Below are 15,450 nucleotides of genomic sequence, written 5' to 3' on the forward strand. Positions count from 1 at the left end.
TTAGCCAGACGCTCCGCCCTTATCCCCTTCCCTCTCTGGTTTGCGCTTACTTGCGCCTGACAGGAACATTTACAAGGTTAATCAATGACAAAACAAGTTGAAGTACTGATTATTGGCAGTGGTTTTGGTGGCGCGATTGCTGCGCAACGTCTGGCCGCTGCGGGCCGAGACGTCTTAATGCTGGAGCGCGGACCCTGGCGCGATACGGTACCTAACCGTTCACTTGGTATTAAAAACCTCGTTCCTCTCCCCCAGGGGAATAAAGCCTTTACGCATGGTCTGAGAACAGTAGGCTCACATCTGTTTAAAAAAACATTCACGCTTAATAAAAAAGGCTTTATCGAGGCTTATGCGGGTAAAGGTATCAACATTATCTGCTCATCAAGCGTGGGCGGCGGTAGCCATGTTTATGCAGGTTTTCTGGAAAGGCCATTGGCCGCAGATTACTGGGATAACCATCACCCAGAGATAAACCAGATGAAAATGGAACGCTACTATGAAGAAATAACCAGGGCCTTTAATGCCCGCCCGCTGACCGCTGCCGATAAGGTACCCAACCGTATTGAAGAGGCGAATTATAATGGTTTACTCACTCCTCTCGGCGACCCTGCGATCGGCATGTTGATACCTCAAACACCAGGCTACCCCGTCAAAATAACGGATCGCGATGGCATTGAGCGCTGGGAGTGTGACATGAAAAACAACAGCTTCCTGGGTTCGCCTTCAGGAGCCAAAACCACCCTCGACTTTACTTTTATCTGGCCTGCGATGAAACAGGGCCTGGCAGTGCAGGAGATGTGTGAAGCCCTGTCGATCCATAAGCTTGACTCTCAGGATGACTGCAACATGCGCTACGAGGTGCAGTATCACAATCATCTGAGCGGTAAAGTTGAAAACGTGCAGGCAAAACATCTGATTATGGCTGCCGGAGCCCTTAATACCTTGCGACTATTACTGCGCAGTCGTGACAGTGAAGGTGGCCTTTCGGGCATGCCCCGGCTCGGCCATAAATTCAGCGGTAATGGCGACTTCTTTGGCGTCTGGAAAGAGAACAGCGCTACTGACCTGTCCAAAGGTATGCCTATCGCTTCACCTTTCCGCCTGAAGGACTCCACTAACGAACGCGTTATTGTCCTTCGTGCTGGCATTCAGGGCCTGGACAATATACCTCTGCCATCATTTCTGAAACGGTGGTTACGTAAGCAGTCAGTTATCATTGCTTTCGGCGGCGACGACAGCAACGGTTCCGTTGCCATGAAGCGCGGTAAGTTTAAAATTTGCTATAGCAAAAAAGAAAACAGCATTTATGCAGACATTGCTAATGAGTTAAAAAACATCAAGGCCCGCACTAACACAAAAATCTATGCACCGCGAAACCCGGTCACCGTCCATCCAATGGGGGGAGCCTGCCTGGGGATGTCAAACGCGGATGGTGTAGTAGGTGCCAATGGGGAAGTATTCGATCATCCCGGATTGTACGTCGCAGACTCATCCGCCCTTCCCGCCTCTCCGGGTGGCGCCCCCAGCCTGACCATTGCCGCCTGGTCGGCCAACGTCGCAGACCGGCTGATAAAAAAACTGGAAGAAAGTGACGTCACTGCTGTAAAGGTTCACCAGACGATGGGTTAACAAGAATCAGGCCCGCCTTTAGCGGGCATCTTGAGGGTTACTACCTACGCAGGAATATCAGGCATGTCAGACTACCGCTATGGGTTCGCTCTCTGCACATGATGAATAGCAATACTCTAAGAACGATCCCCGATGAGTATGTCCGCTATTTGATTAACGACCCTTTTTCACACTTACCCTCACCGATCTTCTCCCCAACCTGCACTACCTCCCCTGGATTTAATGTTTCCTCCCAGTTAATCTTCCCTGCGCTAAACAGGACGATCACAGTAGATCCCAACTCAAAATGCCCAAGTTCTTCGCCTCTTTCGAGTCGGAGCATCTTATTCGTCAGTCCTTTATAGCTCACTGATTTCACGCCCCGCCCCGCTGGATTTATTCGACCTGCCCATGAGGTCACAATCGACCCCACAATCATGGCTCCAACCAGAACGACTATCATAGGTCCATGCTCAGTATCAAAAAGACAAACAACGCGTTCGTTACGCGCAAAAAGATTGGGTACCTGCCTGACCGAAGTATCGTTAACGGAAAAGAGTTTGCCAGGAATAAAGATCATCTCGCGTAAAATGCCCGTCACTGGCATATGCACGCGGTGGTAATCCCCAGGTGAGAGGTAAACGGTGGCAAACGCCCCTGCTAAAAATGGCAACGCACGATTTTCATCACCACCAAGTAGTGCTGTCAGGCTATAGTCATGCCCTTTCGCCTGAAAGAGGCGGCCCTGTTTGATTATTCCGATCTGGCTAACAGTGCCATCTGCAGGGCTCAATATGGCACATTCTTCATTCACAATTGGCCTAGCATCAGCTTTTAACGTGCGGGTAAAAAAGGCATTGAAACTCTCATACTCTTCAATATCTTCGACGAGCGCATCACTCATATCCACATTGTAACGATGCACAAACCAGGCGATGATAATTTTTTTAAACCAGGAAATCCGACAATCTGCAAGACTGCCCATTAACCGCGACAGAAGATGTTGTGGTACCAGATATTGAACCAAACCGAAAATATGGTCTTTGAGAGACATAAACAAAACTCCGCGACAGATAAACGTCGATACATTTCTTATTAGATTTAAGTAACAGACTATTCTCCTGATCTAACGAAATCTCGACAAGGAAGATAAAATTTGTAGTCCAGACAGATATTCTTTCAACCGCGTTAACGTAAAGCATACTCTATAGTGCGATAAAGAAATAATCACCAGCATGTTTGTTACCCAACTACATTCTGGGGCTAATGACCTCCCCTACAAAAATTACATCTTTCACCAGAAGAAAAAACAGAAATGAATATAATTTATTAACGAAAAAACAAAGGAATCAGAACAGGATGCTATGTGAAGCATAGGAACAACATACTGAATATTATATCTAAATCATAAAACACTGCGCCCCAAAACAGTAGTGACAATAACTAAACAAATTTAAACCGATCGCACATTCTTGATAAATCAGGACCTGACTACATCATTACTTGTTATCATCACCTTTCACTCAACATTAATCTGATCAACCGATTTAAATAACTTACCACTTCTGAGGAAGAATTGTGTTTAAAACGACACATTCCCGTATTCCAGCGATCTGCCTGTCCATAAATTCAGTCTAACTGGAGAACCCATGTTGGCGATTGATTGTGAGTTATCGAAGTTAATCCCTGTAAAACAGGTTATTTAGCGTAGTCCTTCTGTTCCCAGCATTGCAACACGTCCCGATATCCTCCCCATAGCCTTTACGTCTGGATAAAGAAGGATGGTACGGATGCTTCTCCTAAACAAGAACCGTAAGATGCTCAGGCCGGGGGCCGTCGACGCCATAAAGAGCCAAAACGCTAACGGTTAAATAAAAAGATCTACGATAAGCTGGAAAAAGCCCACAGCGATATCTTTATAACATCGAAATATTTTATAGCAGTAAGCGTCGGCATGGTTCAAGTCATCAGATGCCACGGACGGAATATGAAAGTGAATATTATCAACAGAGCAGAAGTGTGAGGATTATCCTCAGCAAAACATATCGTTGTAAGCTTACATAAAAATTTATTCCTCGTGGCGTTCCTGCACAAGGTAAACCTAAAATGATTCCTGCAGGAGCACCATATAATCCTGTCGCTTAATCAGGGGCGTCCTTCACCCCTCTTCATTGTCACTATTTTTTTAAGAAAACACCATTTCTATACGTTGTCAGCCAGATTCGGTTATGTCGCCATGCACTCATAAAAAAGCCCCATAAGGGGCCTTTTTTATGTATTCGCCTCTACGGCAACCGGTCTGATTTTCCGATTAATTATCCATCGGCCAAGCTTCATACCAGGCATTTCAATAAGATGATATGTAAAGTTTGAAATCAGGGTCGTCAGAGATGCGGTGATAACTGCAGCAATCAGGAACTTAACAACCTGGGAAACCTCAAATACATTTATCCATTTATATAATCCTACTGCCTCAAGCAAATACAGCACAATTCCATGCATCAGATAAATACTGTAGCTGGCCTTGCCAAGGAAACGGGTAAAGGTCGTATTAAGAAACGAAGGCATTCCTACGATAGAAGCGGAAATCATTCCTATCCATACAAGGGAATAACAGGCATATAAATTTAACGGATATCCGGACAGGCTGAAGTAGTAAATAAGGAAGGCAAAAAGAGCCAGCAGCATCAGGCCAGATACGGTAGTGGCTTTACTTCCCAGCATTGCTTTCAGTTTGTGTAGCTCAGGAAGCCAGAGATAAACGGCAATACCGGAGATGAAGAACACCATGTGGTTAAGGATGTTCATGTACACTTCACTCTCAGTCGCGCCGGGAGCCTGCGCAATACTGGACGAAACAAAGATAGAGAGAGCCCAGAGTATGGCAATCAGCTTCTTGTGGTTGCACATAACAAAGATGACCGGGTAAAGCAGGTAAAATATCCACTCAATACTGAGAGACCACCCCGCCCACACGATACCCTCCTGCATCTTAGGTACAAGATTAAAAAGGAATGTTCCTGACATCAGCAGTTCAAATGCGGATGGAAGATGATGAAAGACGTACCAGATGATTATCCCTTCAATCAGCATAGCAATGTAAAACAGCGGCGCCAGACGGAAAAAGCGTTTAATAAAGAATGCCTTAAAGTCAGCCTTATTTATAAATTCATCATTGTATGTATATGCAATTGAGAAAGCGCTGATGGCGAAAAATAATGTTACGCTTGCGGTAAACTTGCTTCCTATGTGGCTGATTACTGGGCCGTAATCTATTCCTGATTGCGCAATAAGATGAACGATAATAACGGATATCGCAGCAAAGCCGCGCAAAATATCCGGCCCATCTATACGGGCCTTCTTCGTAGCATGCATGTTTTTCGCCGAAAAGAGGAAAGTTATCGTAATAATATAGGCGATTCTCAATTTACAGAAGTGATAAAAACACCCTATTAACAAGCCATTATTAATTTAACCTGTCACGGACTGTTAACGAAGCAAAAGCCACCCTACCTGGCTGGTGCATCTCTCGCTGCATCTACACGGTCCTTGCCTGGTCGAAGACGGCAACAGATGACCTGCTCGCGCAGATCTTCAGACCGCGTCATCATCCGCGACGTAAGGTCACCTCTGCCAAAGAGATACGGCCTCACGTTGCTCATGCACTGCGTCAGAGCCAACGTTAAGCCCCCAGGTGTGGGGGCCTTATGCTGTTACACTTTCTCGACACGTGCAGGCAACCCTGACGAACAGAGGACCCTGTTACCCGGTCTGGCCAGTGCTGACGTGCGCCCCTCTCCTTATGGCCCGCGTTGTTCGCGTTGTTGTTAATCAGCCATTGAAAACTAAAAAAAGGAGAGCAATAGCGAAACGGCACCACCCCTGATGCATTGTTTCGCTACGCTCTCCCACCATTATTTTTTAATGTATGCAACCGCTTCGATTTCTACCAGTGCATCTTTTGGCAATTTTCCTGCCTGAATACAAGAGCGCGCCGGTGCGCCAACATCACCAAAGAACTCGGTATAGACTTCGTTAAATGCGGCAAAATCTTCCATTCTTGCCAGGAAGCAGGTGGTTTTAATAACCGTATCCAGTGATGCGCCTGCCTGTTCCAGCACCGCTTTCACATTGAGCAGCGACTGCCGAGTTTGTGCTTTCACTTCATCGGCGGGAAACGCCATCGTTTCCGGGTTCAACGGCAACTGCCCGGAAGTGAATACCAGATCGCCAAACGAAATGGCTTGCGAGTAGGGCCCGATCGCAGCGGGCGCAGATTCTGTATTAATAATCGATTTCATTGTTTCTCCTGATAATTAAAAAGGCCCGTTGGGGTGGAAAATAAACAGGCAAAACATCCCGCTTACGGCGGCGGGTAAAGGTGAAAAAATCTGTCAGCCTCTTTGCGCCAGGCAGGCTGGCGCAGACAGCAGGGACAGGATTAGCCTTGCAGATGACGCATAGCCTGATCGAGGTCTTTAACCAGATCGATAGGATCTTCCAGGCCAATCTGCAAACGGAATGCCTCACCTTCATAGGGCCAGTGGTATTCAGGGCGGTCTTTGCGTGGATTGAAAGGTATCGCCAGGCTTTCAAACCCGCCCCATGAGAAACCAATACCAAAGTATTCGAGGCTATCAATAAATTTCTCAACAGACGCTTTTGAGTACTGCGGCTTCAGCACAACGCTGAACAGCCCGCTTGAGCCGGTGAAATCGCGTTTCCAGATCTCATGACCCGGGCAGGAAGGCAGTGCCGGGTGCAACACCTGTTCAACTTCAGGACGCTCTTCAAACCACCGGGCAATTTTCAGTGCCGAAGCCTGGTGGCGCTCAAGACGCAGTGACATGGTACGCAGGCCACGCTGCGCAAGGTAGACATCATCCGGGGCGGCATGCAGGCCAAACAGATAGACGAAGCGGCGAATGGCAAGCCAGGTCTCTTTATTTGCGGTAATCAGCCCCATCTGGGCATCTGAGTGACCAACAATGTATTTCGTGGCGGCATGGACGGAGACGTCAACACCATGATCAAAGGGTTTAAAGAACAGAGGTGTAGCCCAGGTGTTATCAATAATCACTTTGGCATTACGCTCATGGGCGATGCTGGTGATGGCCGGGATATCCTGAATATCAAAGGTCTGTGAACCTGGAGATTCCGTAAAGACCACCGTCGTGTTTTCTTTAAAGAGATCGGCGATACCGTTGCCAATTGTTGGATCAAAGAAGGTGGCTGAAACACCCATTTTTGCCAGCACATTATTAACGAAACCGCGTGTAGGCCCGTAAACGCTGCTACTGACAAGAATGTGATCCCCGGCTTTCACCAGTGCCAGTAACGCACTGGTACAGGCCGCGAGGCCGGTCGGGACTAACAGCGCACGATAACCGCCTTCCAGTTCTGCCAGCGCCTTCTGTACAGCGAAGGTCGTCGGTGTTCCGAAACGGCCGTAATACATGACTTCATCTTCCGCGTCTTCAAACAGCGCCTGATGACGTTCACTAAGCTCTTTGCAGTTTTTAAAGATAACGGTTGATGCATGGTAGACCGGTGGGTTAACTACGCCCCCGAAGACATCCGGATCAAACGGGCCGTGGCAAAGATAGGTTTCTGCTGACACCTGGTTATCAAAATTGTGATTCGACATTTTTCCCTTCCTTTACTTACTACACTTACTGACTCAATTTATCTGCCCTTTTCGCTACGAATGAAAAGGGCAACGCATTCAGAGAACGTTTCAGCCTAAACACTACGTCTTTAAGATGCTCGCCCGATACGGTTACGTATGACATCCTCAGGGTTGAGCTTTCAGCTGATGACAGTAAAAAACGTTCCTGGAACATAAACGACGCCCTGGCTTAATAGGTTGCTTAACCATTGGGCTGTATTCATTTCATCTTTGAACTTTGCCTAAAGAAACATTCCGCCTCAAACAGTACAGGATTGGGAATACCGCCTCCTGATGAAATGACGCCTTCCCTTTTACTCTGCCTGAGTCACTCCATGAGGACTGGCGACGGCAAGTTTTGTACTCCTTTGGCAATTTTCAAACTTAACAACTTTTACCCTTTTCTGACTTTACCCTGGTACTGGCATTATGCCTTCGACTTTCAATAATCAATATTTACCTATAACTAAATTCAACTCTGCGGGTCTTCATCGCATTATTTCATGATGACCCGCAGCACGACCAAAAATACAGAAATCAATCAAAAAAGTGTTACCTGAAGTACCCTTCTGCCACTCACTTCACTGCACCTCATACCACTACGAGAACAGCATGACAAAGGGTCCGATACACATCAGCATGCCAATCAAAATAACGTAGTAGACTGACGCCCCACGTAAATCGACGAATTTGTCATTCCTCAGAATAATAACGCCGGGCACGATACAACTGATAAGACCATAGGTTACGCCACCAAACACAAACACTTTCAGAATCGGGAAGTTAGTTAATACAATCAACCACAACACCAGAACAACCATGAAGAAGGCAGTAATGCTGTTGAATTTCTCGCTGTTATCTTTTTGTTTGAAAAGTTTCTTAGCCGCAACCTTGATTAACCCAACGAAGGATTCGTGCACTGCCAGATAGAGCGCAAGGAATGCCGTCACGATGGAAAAAACGTTGAGGATCACGCTCATGTATTTTACGGTGGCACCCGGTATCACTTTTGCCGCCAGCGCAAGGGCAGAAATGTTGTCCTGATAAGCGCGTAAAGCGTCTGCTTCGCTGATAGACAACACGATAGACACCACGAACAGTAACACCGTTGCTACCAGAATTCCGTAGGCCACTTTGTGTACACGCAATACTTTGTATTTCGCCACCTCTTTATCTTCTTCACGCCTTTTGTAAGCGATGTTCATCGGGTTCAGGATCCCGACGAACATAATGGAGAAGATGGCAAAAGGCAGAGTCGGGAAAGTGCCAACAACCAGGTGGCTGACGCTTGGGAAATCACCAATGTTATTAAGGTCCCAGAAAGGCACAACCACAAAACCAATAGCGACAATGATCACCAGTTTCACCGCAATCATACTGCCTGAAACTTTGAACAGCATCTTTTCGCCTTTGGAGGCCACCAGTGAAAGACCGGCGATTAATAATAATGACCACCACCAGTGTTCGGATAATGTCTGAGTCGTCAGACCGAATGTTTTAAGGTAAGAAGCACTGTCATTAGTAATGGCCAGTGCATATTCGACCATTGATTTCAGCATGGTGATGGAATAAAGCGCCCCGAGGAATACTCCCCAGCGACTACCCACATAGCTGGTAATAATACTCAGGTAAGAATCATGTTCATCGCTACGCGCCATCGTTTCGATGAACAACTTTTGCATATAATAAACTGCCGGGTAGCCCAGAATAACTGCCAGAGCAAATACCCACACACCTTTCAGACCAACCTGTAATGGAAAAAAGACAATTCCGGAGCCGATAGCAGCACCGATACACAGTACCACCCACCCCAGATCATACATGGTGAAGGGTATATTCTTTTTATTAATCATTTCGTTATTAATTCCTACGCTCATAGGAGTCCCCACTCAACTATAAATAATCAACCGGCTGAACATTACAACGCAATATGCTCTTACACTTTGTCAAACTTGCATGGGAAAGTTTCACTAATTTTTTTGCCGATATTTCCACTCTAATAACCATGTGGTTATTAATGACTGAGTAGAGAAAGCTTTACACACCAAAAAAACGATAGCGAATGAATATTAGAGAAAACAGTTTCCACTTTTATTCACAGCCAATTATCTAAAAAACTTATGATCAACCACGCAATTATTTATTTTTTGTTATCGCTAAATGTGATCCAAACAATAGATTTTTATAATAATGTTTATTGACCCATAGATTTAAAAACGTGATCTGAATCGTGTTTGATTATTTTCTGTTATACCAGTGCGTCGATATCTTTTTCCCAGGCACTCCACGGCTGCTTTTCTTCAACCAGGAAATCGATAAAAGAACGGACTTTGGGGTTACGAAACTTGCTGGGGAAGTAGAGTGCATAGAGGCTGTGCGTAGGATACGCATACTTCCCGTCCAGCTTCAGCGGCAGCAGTTCGCCACTGGTGATATGCTTACTGATCAGATAAGAGGGCAGCCAGGCAATGCCCTGCCCGGAAAGCGCAGCCTTGAGCAGTACGAGGCTACTGTTAGCCTGCACCGGCGTCTTCGCCTTAAGGTCACAGTGCGGATGCGACGATGACACATCCGTAAAGCGTAAAGGCGGGGTCAGACCTGGGTACACCAGACACTGATGGCTTATCAGCTCAACGCGTTTCGTCGGCGTCCCCATGCGCTGCAGATAGTTCGGGGAGGCACAATACATCCAGCTAATTTTGGAAAGTTTACGAGCCGCATAATTCTGCGGTGGTGTTGCGGTGATCCTGAGCGCTATGTCTACATTATTTTCGTTCAGGTTAATAAGATGATCGTTGAGGTCAAGAATGAGTTCTACATCATGATTCTTTTGCCGGTACGCTTCAAAAATATCGATCAAATGCGCGTAACCAAATGCGACGGAACAGGTAATTTTTAATGCACCATGCGGGTGATTAAAATAACCGCAGGTCGTGTTAACAATATCATCAAACTCGTTTAATAATTCGCTGGCACGTGACACAAAATATTCACCCGCTTCGGTCAGCTGAAAGGTACGCGTGGTTCTTTGAATAAGCGGAACCCCCAGGTTTTCTTCCATCACCGCAAGCCCTTTGCTGATGGCGGAAGGTGAAAGATTAAGCAGTCGGGCTGCTTCAGAAAGTCCTTTCCCTTCGCTTATCTTAACCAGCATTTCTATCTGTTTGATTGTCAGTGGTATTGGCATATCGTCCACTCTTAATGAAGGTACACAAGCTGAGTGATTAAGAGTGAGTATCACTCTTTAGATAGCAGCAGTATGTGTTGAAAAAAATTCACAACCAAAGCAGATTTACTTTACCAGCCAGAAAGTTTTTCTTTCATAAAAAGCCTGTACCGCCCCTGCACAGGCTTGATGCCAGTCATCACATCAATTTGCGTTTTTCACTTATGGAGGGTGTTAGCATTTTAAATGCAAAACCTGAAAAGCGAGGCGTATGTCTCTCCCCCACATGCCTTTGGGACACCCAGGTAGCGCACAAGGCCAGGGATAATGGCGGGGAAAATAAGATGGAACGACACCGTAAAAGCGAATTAAATTCGTGCGAGATGAAATGTATCTAAGCCAAACCTTATCTCCCCTTGTTACTGTCAAAATCATCAGGAATGCTATTCCTGATGATTTCGCCCATAGCAATCCCTGCGGATTATCGGCAGGGATATCCGGAAAAGATAACCAGCGCGTTGGTAGTCGTTAGATATCCAGCGCAACCAGAAAACGTGAAACCATGTTATAAGCAGCAACTGTCGCCACGGCTTCAACCGTTTGGGTATCACCGATCCATGATTTTAGTAATGCGATCAGTTCAGCATCCACAGTAACGTTCTTTGTCGACTGATCGGTAAGGGAGATCAGTGCCAGCTCAATTTGGTTAAATAAGGCTTCATCGATAATAGCGTGTTTTAGGGCCCGGGCTTTTGCTTCGTTGCCACCCGCTTGCAGATATGCAGGGTAGTGTACTCCCCATTCGAATTCCGCCGCGTTCAGTACCGCAACGCGTAACATGATAAGTTCACGGTATTCAAGCTCCAGGCTTAAATCCGCGCGCACCCGACGCAGAAGTTCATTCCAGCCTGTAGCCAGCGGGACGCTTTTAAGCAACACCCGATCAATACCAATTAATTCCCGATTCGGTCGACGCGCTTGCATCGCTTCCAGTAATGGCGCAGGAACAGCCTCGTTATCCTGCCAGGGGGTAACCCGTACATTGCTCATTGTGGCCTCATGCAGATGAATTTTTATATTTCTTAATGAGAAGCGTGCATTATTACTGACTCAGAATATGCGAAAGCAGCGTATCAAAATCGCTTTTAGGTCTGACACCTGCAAACTCCATAATGACCTCACCCCCGACAAAAAACGTAAAGAAGGGAATAGAACGAATGCCGTGGCGGGCCGCTAATTCGGGTTGCTCATCAACATTCACTTTAAAGACTTTTAATTTCCCTTCATGTTCCTGGGCAATGTCGTCAATAACAGGGGAAACAGCACGACATGGATTACACCAGGGTGCCCAGAAATCAATTAAGACCGGGAGCGTAGCGTTCAGCACTTCGTCAGAAAACTCATCAGCAGACAGCGACTTAATGGTCATGACTCTTTTCCTTTTCCTTATGTGGCATATTTTACTGATTCATGGTGAGAACCATGCGGAATTTAGCCCGGCCTGAGCGCATTTTTTCCCAGGCCTGCTGTGCGTTTTCCAGCGGCAGGGTTTCAATCATGGCGCGTACATCAGCCAGCAGGCTGAAATCCAGGGCTTTTTCTAATTCAACCGGTGTTCCGGTAATGGCTCCCTGTACCGAAATTTCTCTTCCGACCATCAAGCCTGGCATCAGTGAGAGGTTCTCTTTCCCGACCCCCACCACCATCAATTTGCCCTGAGGGGCAAGTGCAGGTACCAGCGCGGATACGGCCGGGCTGTCGGTAATGGTTGATAAAATCACCTGGGCGCCCCCTAACCCTTTAATGACCTCTACCGCATCCTGTTGAATAATGTCGATATAGACGTGTGCCCCAAGAAGGTCGACCTCCTGAGCAATGTCATCCCCTCGACCCACCGCCACCACGCGAAATCCCATTTTTCGCGCATATTGCAATGCAAGATGGCCAAGCCCACCCACGCCCTGAATGACCACGGTATCACCTGCCTGCGCCCGGGATTTTTTTAACGCATTGAAGGTAGCAATACCGGCGCAGAGCAAGGGCGCGGCATCGACGGAAGAGAGGTCTTCCGGAATAGCCACCAGCCCGGTGGCCCGCGCGAGCATGTACTCCGCATAGCCACCATCGCGCGAGCTGCCGGTCACAGGTTGATTCTGGCATAGGTTAAAGTGACCGAGGCGGCACTGATCACAGGCATTGCAGTGTCCGCCCAGGCGACCGACGCCGACGCGCTGACCGACTTTCAGATAAGCCGGAACCTGTTCCGACAGTTGAGCGATAGTGCCCACCACCTCGTGACCGGGGACACGCGGGTATTCCACCCCTTTCTCAACCCCTTCAATGGCCCCCGTGTCGGCACCACAAATGCCGCACGCTTCCACTTTTATCAACACCTCGCCCGGGCCGGGAACCGGTAATGCGCGTTCGACCATCTCCAGTTGACCGGGGGTAGTAACCTGCATGGCCTTATAGGTCTTTTTCACTGTTTCTCTCCGTGTCATTCCAATCCTGAAAGGTGGGGTTATCTGATCTCATTTTTGCCATCACCCGGTTAACACCTTCTCGCGCTGCTTCAATAGCACCCGCGAGATAACCTGGAAATGTTGGGGACCATTCACTGGCAATTCCGGTCAGAACGTGCGCCCACGCTTTCTCTACCGCAAAGGCTGGCGGAACATGGTGCCCTGCCTGTAACGTTAAATCGTGCGGCGTCGCCGTGAAGGGATCGGCAGACCAGTCTTTAAGAAACTCCTCAACAGGAGATGCCGCTTTTTCACCAAACAGTCTGACCAGCTGCGCGCGGCACAGGGAAAGCACGGTCTCTTCCCCAAGCGTCTGGCGGGATTGCGCAGGAATGCCGAGAAAACCAAACAGGGCGCTGACGCCGCCAGGCACGGATACGTCATGTAGCTCCACAAGCGGGCCAACCATACTGCGCCCTTCGCCGGACAGCCCATCAGCCAGCCAGAATGCTTCATTAAAATGCGCAACATATTTTGCATGTGGCGCCATCCACGTGCCGGTGTGCCGCCATTCATCCGTGAGTGCCTCAGGGAGTGAGGGGGTAAAATGAATGTTGGCTGCAAGTCCGGGTGGCAAGGCCAGCAGAAGCTGTTCAGCCTGTACAACGATACGATCGCCGTGCGTTGTGCTCCCCCGGAGCATTATCTTCTCATCCACACGTTCAGCATGGGTGATACGTACACCGGTAGTGATTTTTTCTCCTGGCAGGCGTTGCTTCAGCTTTTCAGTGACCTGATACATGCCGTCACGTACACGCATGGCAGCAGGAGAAGAGACATACCCCGGATAGCGAGACAGCGATCCCATTGCGCGTTCATACAACAGATCGCCCGACTCATTCTGCGGGATAAACGTTATGCCGAGATCCGCAAGCACGCCGGCGGCCTCAGGCTGAACGGCAGGCCATATCCAGGTTGCGCCCAAATCGAGCCCCGTCTCTCCCGCCTGCTGAATACGCCCCCCGACCCTATCCCTGCCTTCAAGCACCAAATAATCGATATTGGCTTGATCCAGCAGAGTGGCGGCATACAAGCCACTTAAGCCCGCGCCGACAATAGCCACCTGCGTTTTTATCATGGTGCGGTTTCCTGCATCGCTGAGAGATGCCCTTTTTTCAGGTACAACAAGGTATTGTCCGAGCCGGCGCAGAAAACCAGTGGTTGCGTGACGGGGATGCGAAGCCAGCTTCCTTTTTCGTAAAGGCCATTTCCCTCAAGAAGCGAGCCTTCCACAATGAACAGTTCTGCCCCGCCGACCCGCGCAGGTTCATGCAGCAGGGTCCCGGTCGTCAGGCGCAGCAGGAAAGTGCTCTCCTGTTCATTTTCAAACAGGGGACATCTCATCATTCCGTCATGCTCATACCAGTTCGCCGCATCACACGTGTCGATGCGAACGCGTGGGTACTGACCGGCCATCATCTGCCCCAGTTTGACGAAAAGCATCGTGCCTTTTTGACTATGCGGTTGATGAGAAGACCCCGGAGGGTTGCGTAGATACCATCCGGCCGGGTAGTCACACTCTCCTTCAGAAAACTGGCCGGATAACACCAGAATCTCTTCACCGCCTGGATGATGATGGAAGGGGAAAGCCGTTTCAGGACGATAGCGGACAATACTGGTAGCACGTGCAATTTCCCCACCCATACGATCCAGCATCACACGATCGACACCAGCCTGTGGCGAGTTCACCCATTTATAATCATCAGTGGCTATTGTGACCCGCCGGTTGAAATCGTGATTAATTAACATCCTGGAAATCCGAAAATTCTGTAAAAAGTGACTCTCCGCAAGGAGAGCCACCGTGCTCTGCTTATTTTGGTAATGCGTCAAACGCATCAAGTGCACGGCTTGAGTAAACCAGTGCCGCCCCGGTATTCAGGGTAATAGCCACAGCTAATGCTTCAGCAATCTCTTCACGCGTAGCGCCATGCTTTGCCGCAGCTTCTGCGTGAACAGACAGGCAACCATCGCAGCGCGTTGTAATAGCCACCGCCAGCGCAATCAGCTCGTGGGTTTTGGCATCCAGATGCCCGGACGCAGCAGTACTTTTCTCCATGGTGTCGATACCCTGCATAAAATCAGGCTGCAGGCCCGCAAATTTACCGACGGCAGAGCGTAATTCTTTACGCAGTTCAGTCCAGTCCAGATACATATAAGCCTCTTTAAGCGTTGGGGTTTTCAGGCAATCGCGTAGATACGCACATCGGGCGCACTGTTGAGATAGGGTTTCAGTGCTTCAACCACATCGTCCGTAAAAAGCTGAGAACTCAGGTATGCCTGCGCCTGTTGTTCAGTTTTAAAACCATGCAGAACCTGAACATCCTCTTTACGTACCAGCAGCGATTTTGAAACCGCACCTTCAATGTTATTAAGGAAAGGAGCTTTATATTTCTGGTACACCGCTGCTGCCGCAGCGCGGTTTTGCTCACTGATATCCAACGTAATTTGCAAATAAGCCATGATTAACTCCTGGATTCGATTAATTA

Annotated in this window: 14 protein-coding genes; 1 reads left to right on the forward strand and 13 read right to left on the reverse strand. The window is 48.2% G+C overall.

Annotated features, from left to right (window positions below; translation table 11 throughout):
* The first annotated feature begins 84 nt into the window (after positions 1-84).
* On the forward strand, positions 85-1,629 hold the full coding sequence (locus M1D91_RS16370; RefSeq protein WP_437430651.1) for a GMC oxidoreductase: 1,545 nt from the start codon (positions 85-87) through the stop codon (positions 1,627-1,629).
* Between the two features lie 145 nt (positions 1,630-1,774).
* On the opposite strand, the gene asd is transcribed toward M1D91_RS16370, so the two are convergent.
* From asd to M1D91_RS16435, 13 genes are all read right to left on the reverse strand, one after another.
* Positions 1,775-2,662, reverse strand: a complete 888-nt coding sequence (gene asd, locus M1D91_RS16375; protein ID WP_437430650.1) for an archaetidylserine decarboxylase — start codon at positions 2,660-2,662, stop codon at positions 1,775-1,777.
* Positions 2,663-3,879: 1,217 nt separating this feature from the next.
* The gene (locus M1D91_RS16380; RefSeq protein ID WP_437430649.1) at positions 3,880-4,983 is read right to left on the reverse strand and encodes an acyltransferase family protein; all 1,104 of its coding nucleotides are present in this window, start codon (positions 4,981-4,983) and stop codon (positions 3,880-3,882) included.
* Positions 4,984-5,522: 539 nt separating this feature from the next.
* Positions 5,523-5,909 carry a RidA family protein gene (locus M1D91_RS16385; protein ID WP_437430648.1) on the reverse strand — a complete coding sequence of 129 codons (387 nt, stop codon included), beginning with the start codon at positions 5,907-5,909 and terminating at the stop codon, positions 5,523-5,525.
* 140 nt (positions 5,910-6,049) lie between these two features.
* Positions 6,050-7,255: a cystathionine beta-lyase gene (gene metC / locus M1D91_RS16390; RefSeq protein WP_437430647.1), complete on the reverse strand. Its 1,206-nt coding sequence runs from the start codon at positions 7,253-7,255 to the stop codon at positions 6,050-6,052.
* Positions 7,256-7,875: 620 nt separating this feature from the next.
* Positions 7,876-9,153, reverse strand: coding sequence for an amino acid permease (locus M1D91_RS16395; protein WP_437430646.1), 1,278 nt, complete (start codon positions 9,151-9,153; stop codon positions 7,876-7,878).
* A gap of 371 nt (positions 9,154-9,524) precedes the next feature.
* Positions 9,525-10,463, reverse strand: a complete 939-nt coding sequence (locus M1D91_RS16400) for a LysR family transcriptional regulator (protein WP_437430645.1) — start codon at positions 10,461-10,463, stop codon at positions 9,525-9,527.
* A 507-nt stretch (positions 10,464-10,970) separates the two neighbouring features.
* Positions 10,971-11,492 carry a carboxymuconolactone decarboxylase family protein gene (locus tag M1D91_RS16405; protein ID WP_437430644.1) on the reverse strand — a complete coding sequence of 174 codons (522 nt, stop codon included), beginning with the start codon at positions 11,490-11,492 and terminating at the stop codon, positions 10,971-10,973.
* A gap of 52 nt (positions 11,493-11,544) precedes the next feature.
* Positions 11,545-11,871 (reverse strand): thioredoxin, encoded by a 327-nt coding sequence (gene trxA / locus M1D91_RS16410; RefSeq protein WP_437430643.1) that lies wholly within the window; start codon positions 11,869-11,871, stop codon positions 11,545-11,547.
* Between the two features lie 31 nt (positions 11,872-11,902).
* Positions 11,903-12,925, reverse strand: coding sequence for an alcohol dehydrogenase (locus tag M1D91_RS16415; RefSeq protein ID WP_437430642.1), 1,023 nt, complete (start codon positions 12,923-12,925; stop codon positions 11,903-11,905).
* Positions 12,909-14,042, reverse strand: coding sequence for a flavin monoamine oxidase family protein (locus M1D91_RS16420; protein WP_437430641.1), 1,134 nt, complete (start codon positions 14,040-14,042; stop codon positions 12,909-12,911). The genes M1D91_RS16415 and M1D91_RS16420 overlap by 17 nt, the downstream gene beginning before the upstream one ends.
* On the reverse strand, positions 14,039-14,713 hold the full coding sequence (locus tag M1D91_RS16425; protein ID WP_437430640.1) for a cupin domain-containing protein: 675 nt from the start codon (positions 14,711-14,713) through the stop codon (positions 14,039-14,041). Before M1D91_RS16425 ends, M1D91_RS16420 begins: the two co-directional genes overlap by 4 nt.
* A gap of 61 nt (positions 14,714-14,774) precedes the next feature.
* On the reverse strand, positions 14,775-15,116 hold the full coding sequence (locus M1D91_RS16430; protein ID WP_437430639.1) for a carboxymuconolactone decarboxylase family protein: 342 nt from the start codon (positions 15,114-15,116) through the stop codon (positions 14,775-14,777).
* A gap of 26 nt (positions 15,117-15,142) precedes the next feature.
* The gene (locus M1D91_RS16435) at positions 15,143-15,424 is read right to left on the reverse strand and encodes a hypothetical protein (protein ID WP_437430638.1); all 282 of its coding nucleotides are present in this window, start codon (positions 15,422-15,424) and stop codon (positions 15,143-15,145) included.
* Positions 15,425-15,450: the final 26 nt, after the last annotated feature.

This window comes from Enterobacter sp. SA197, from assembly GCF_054131575.1.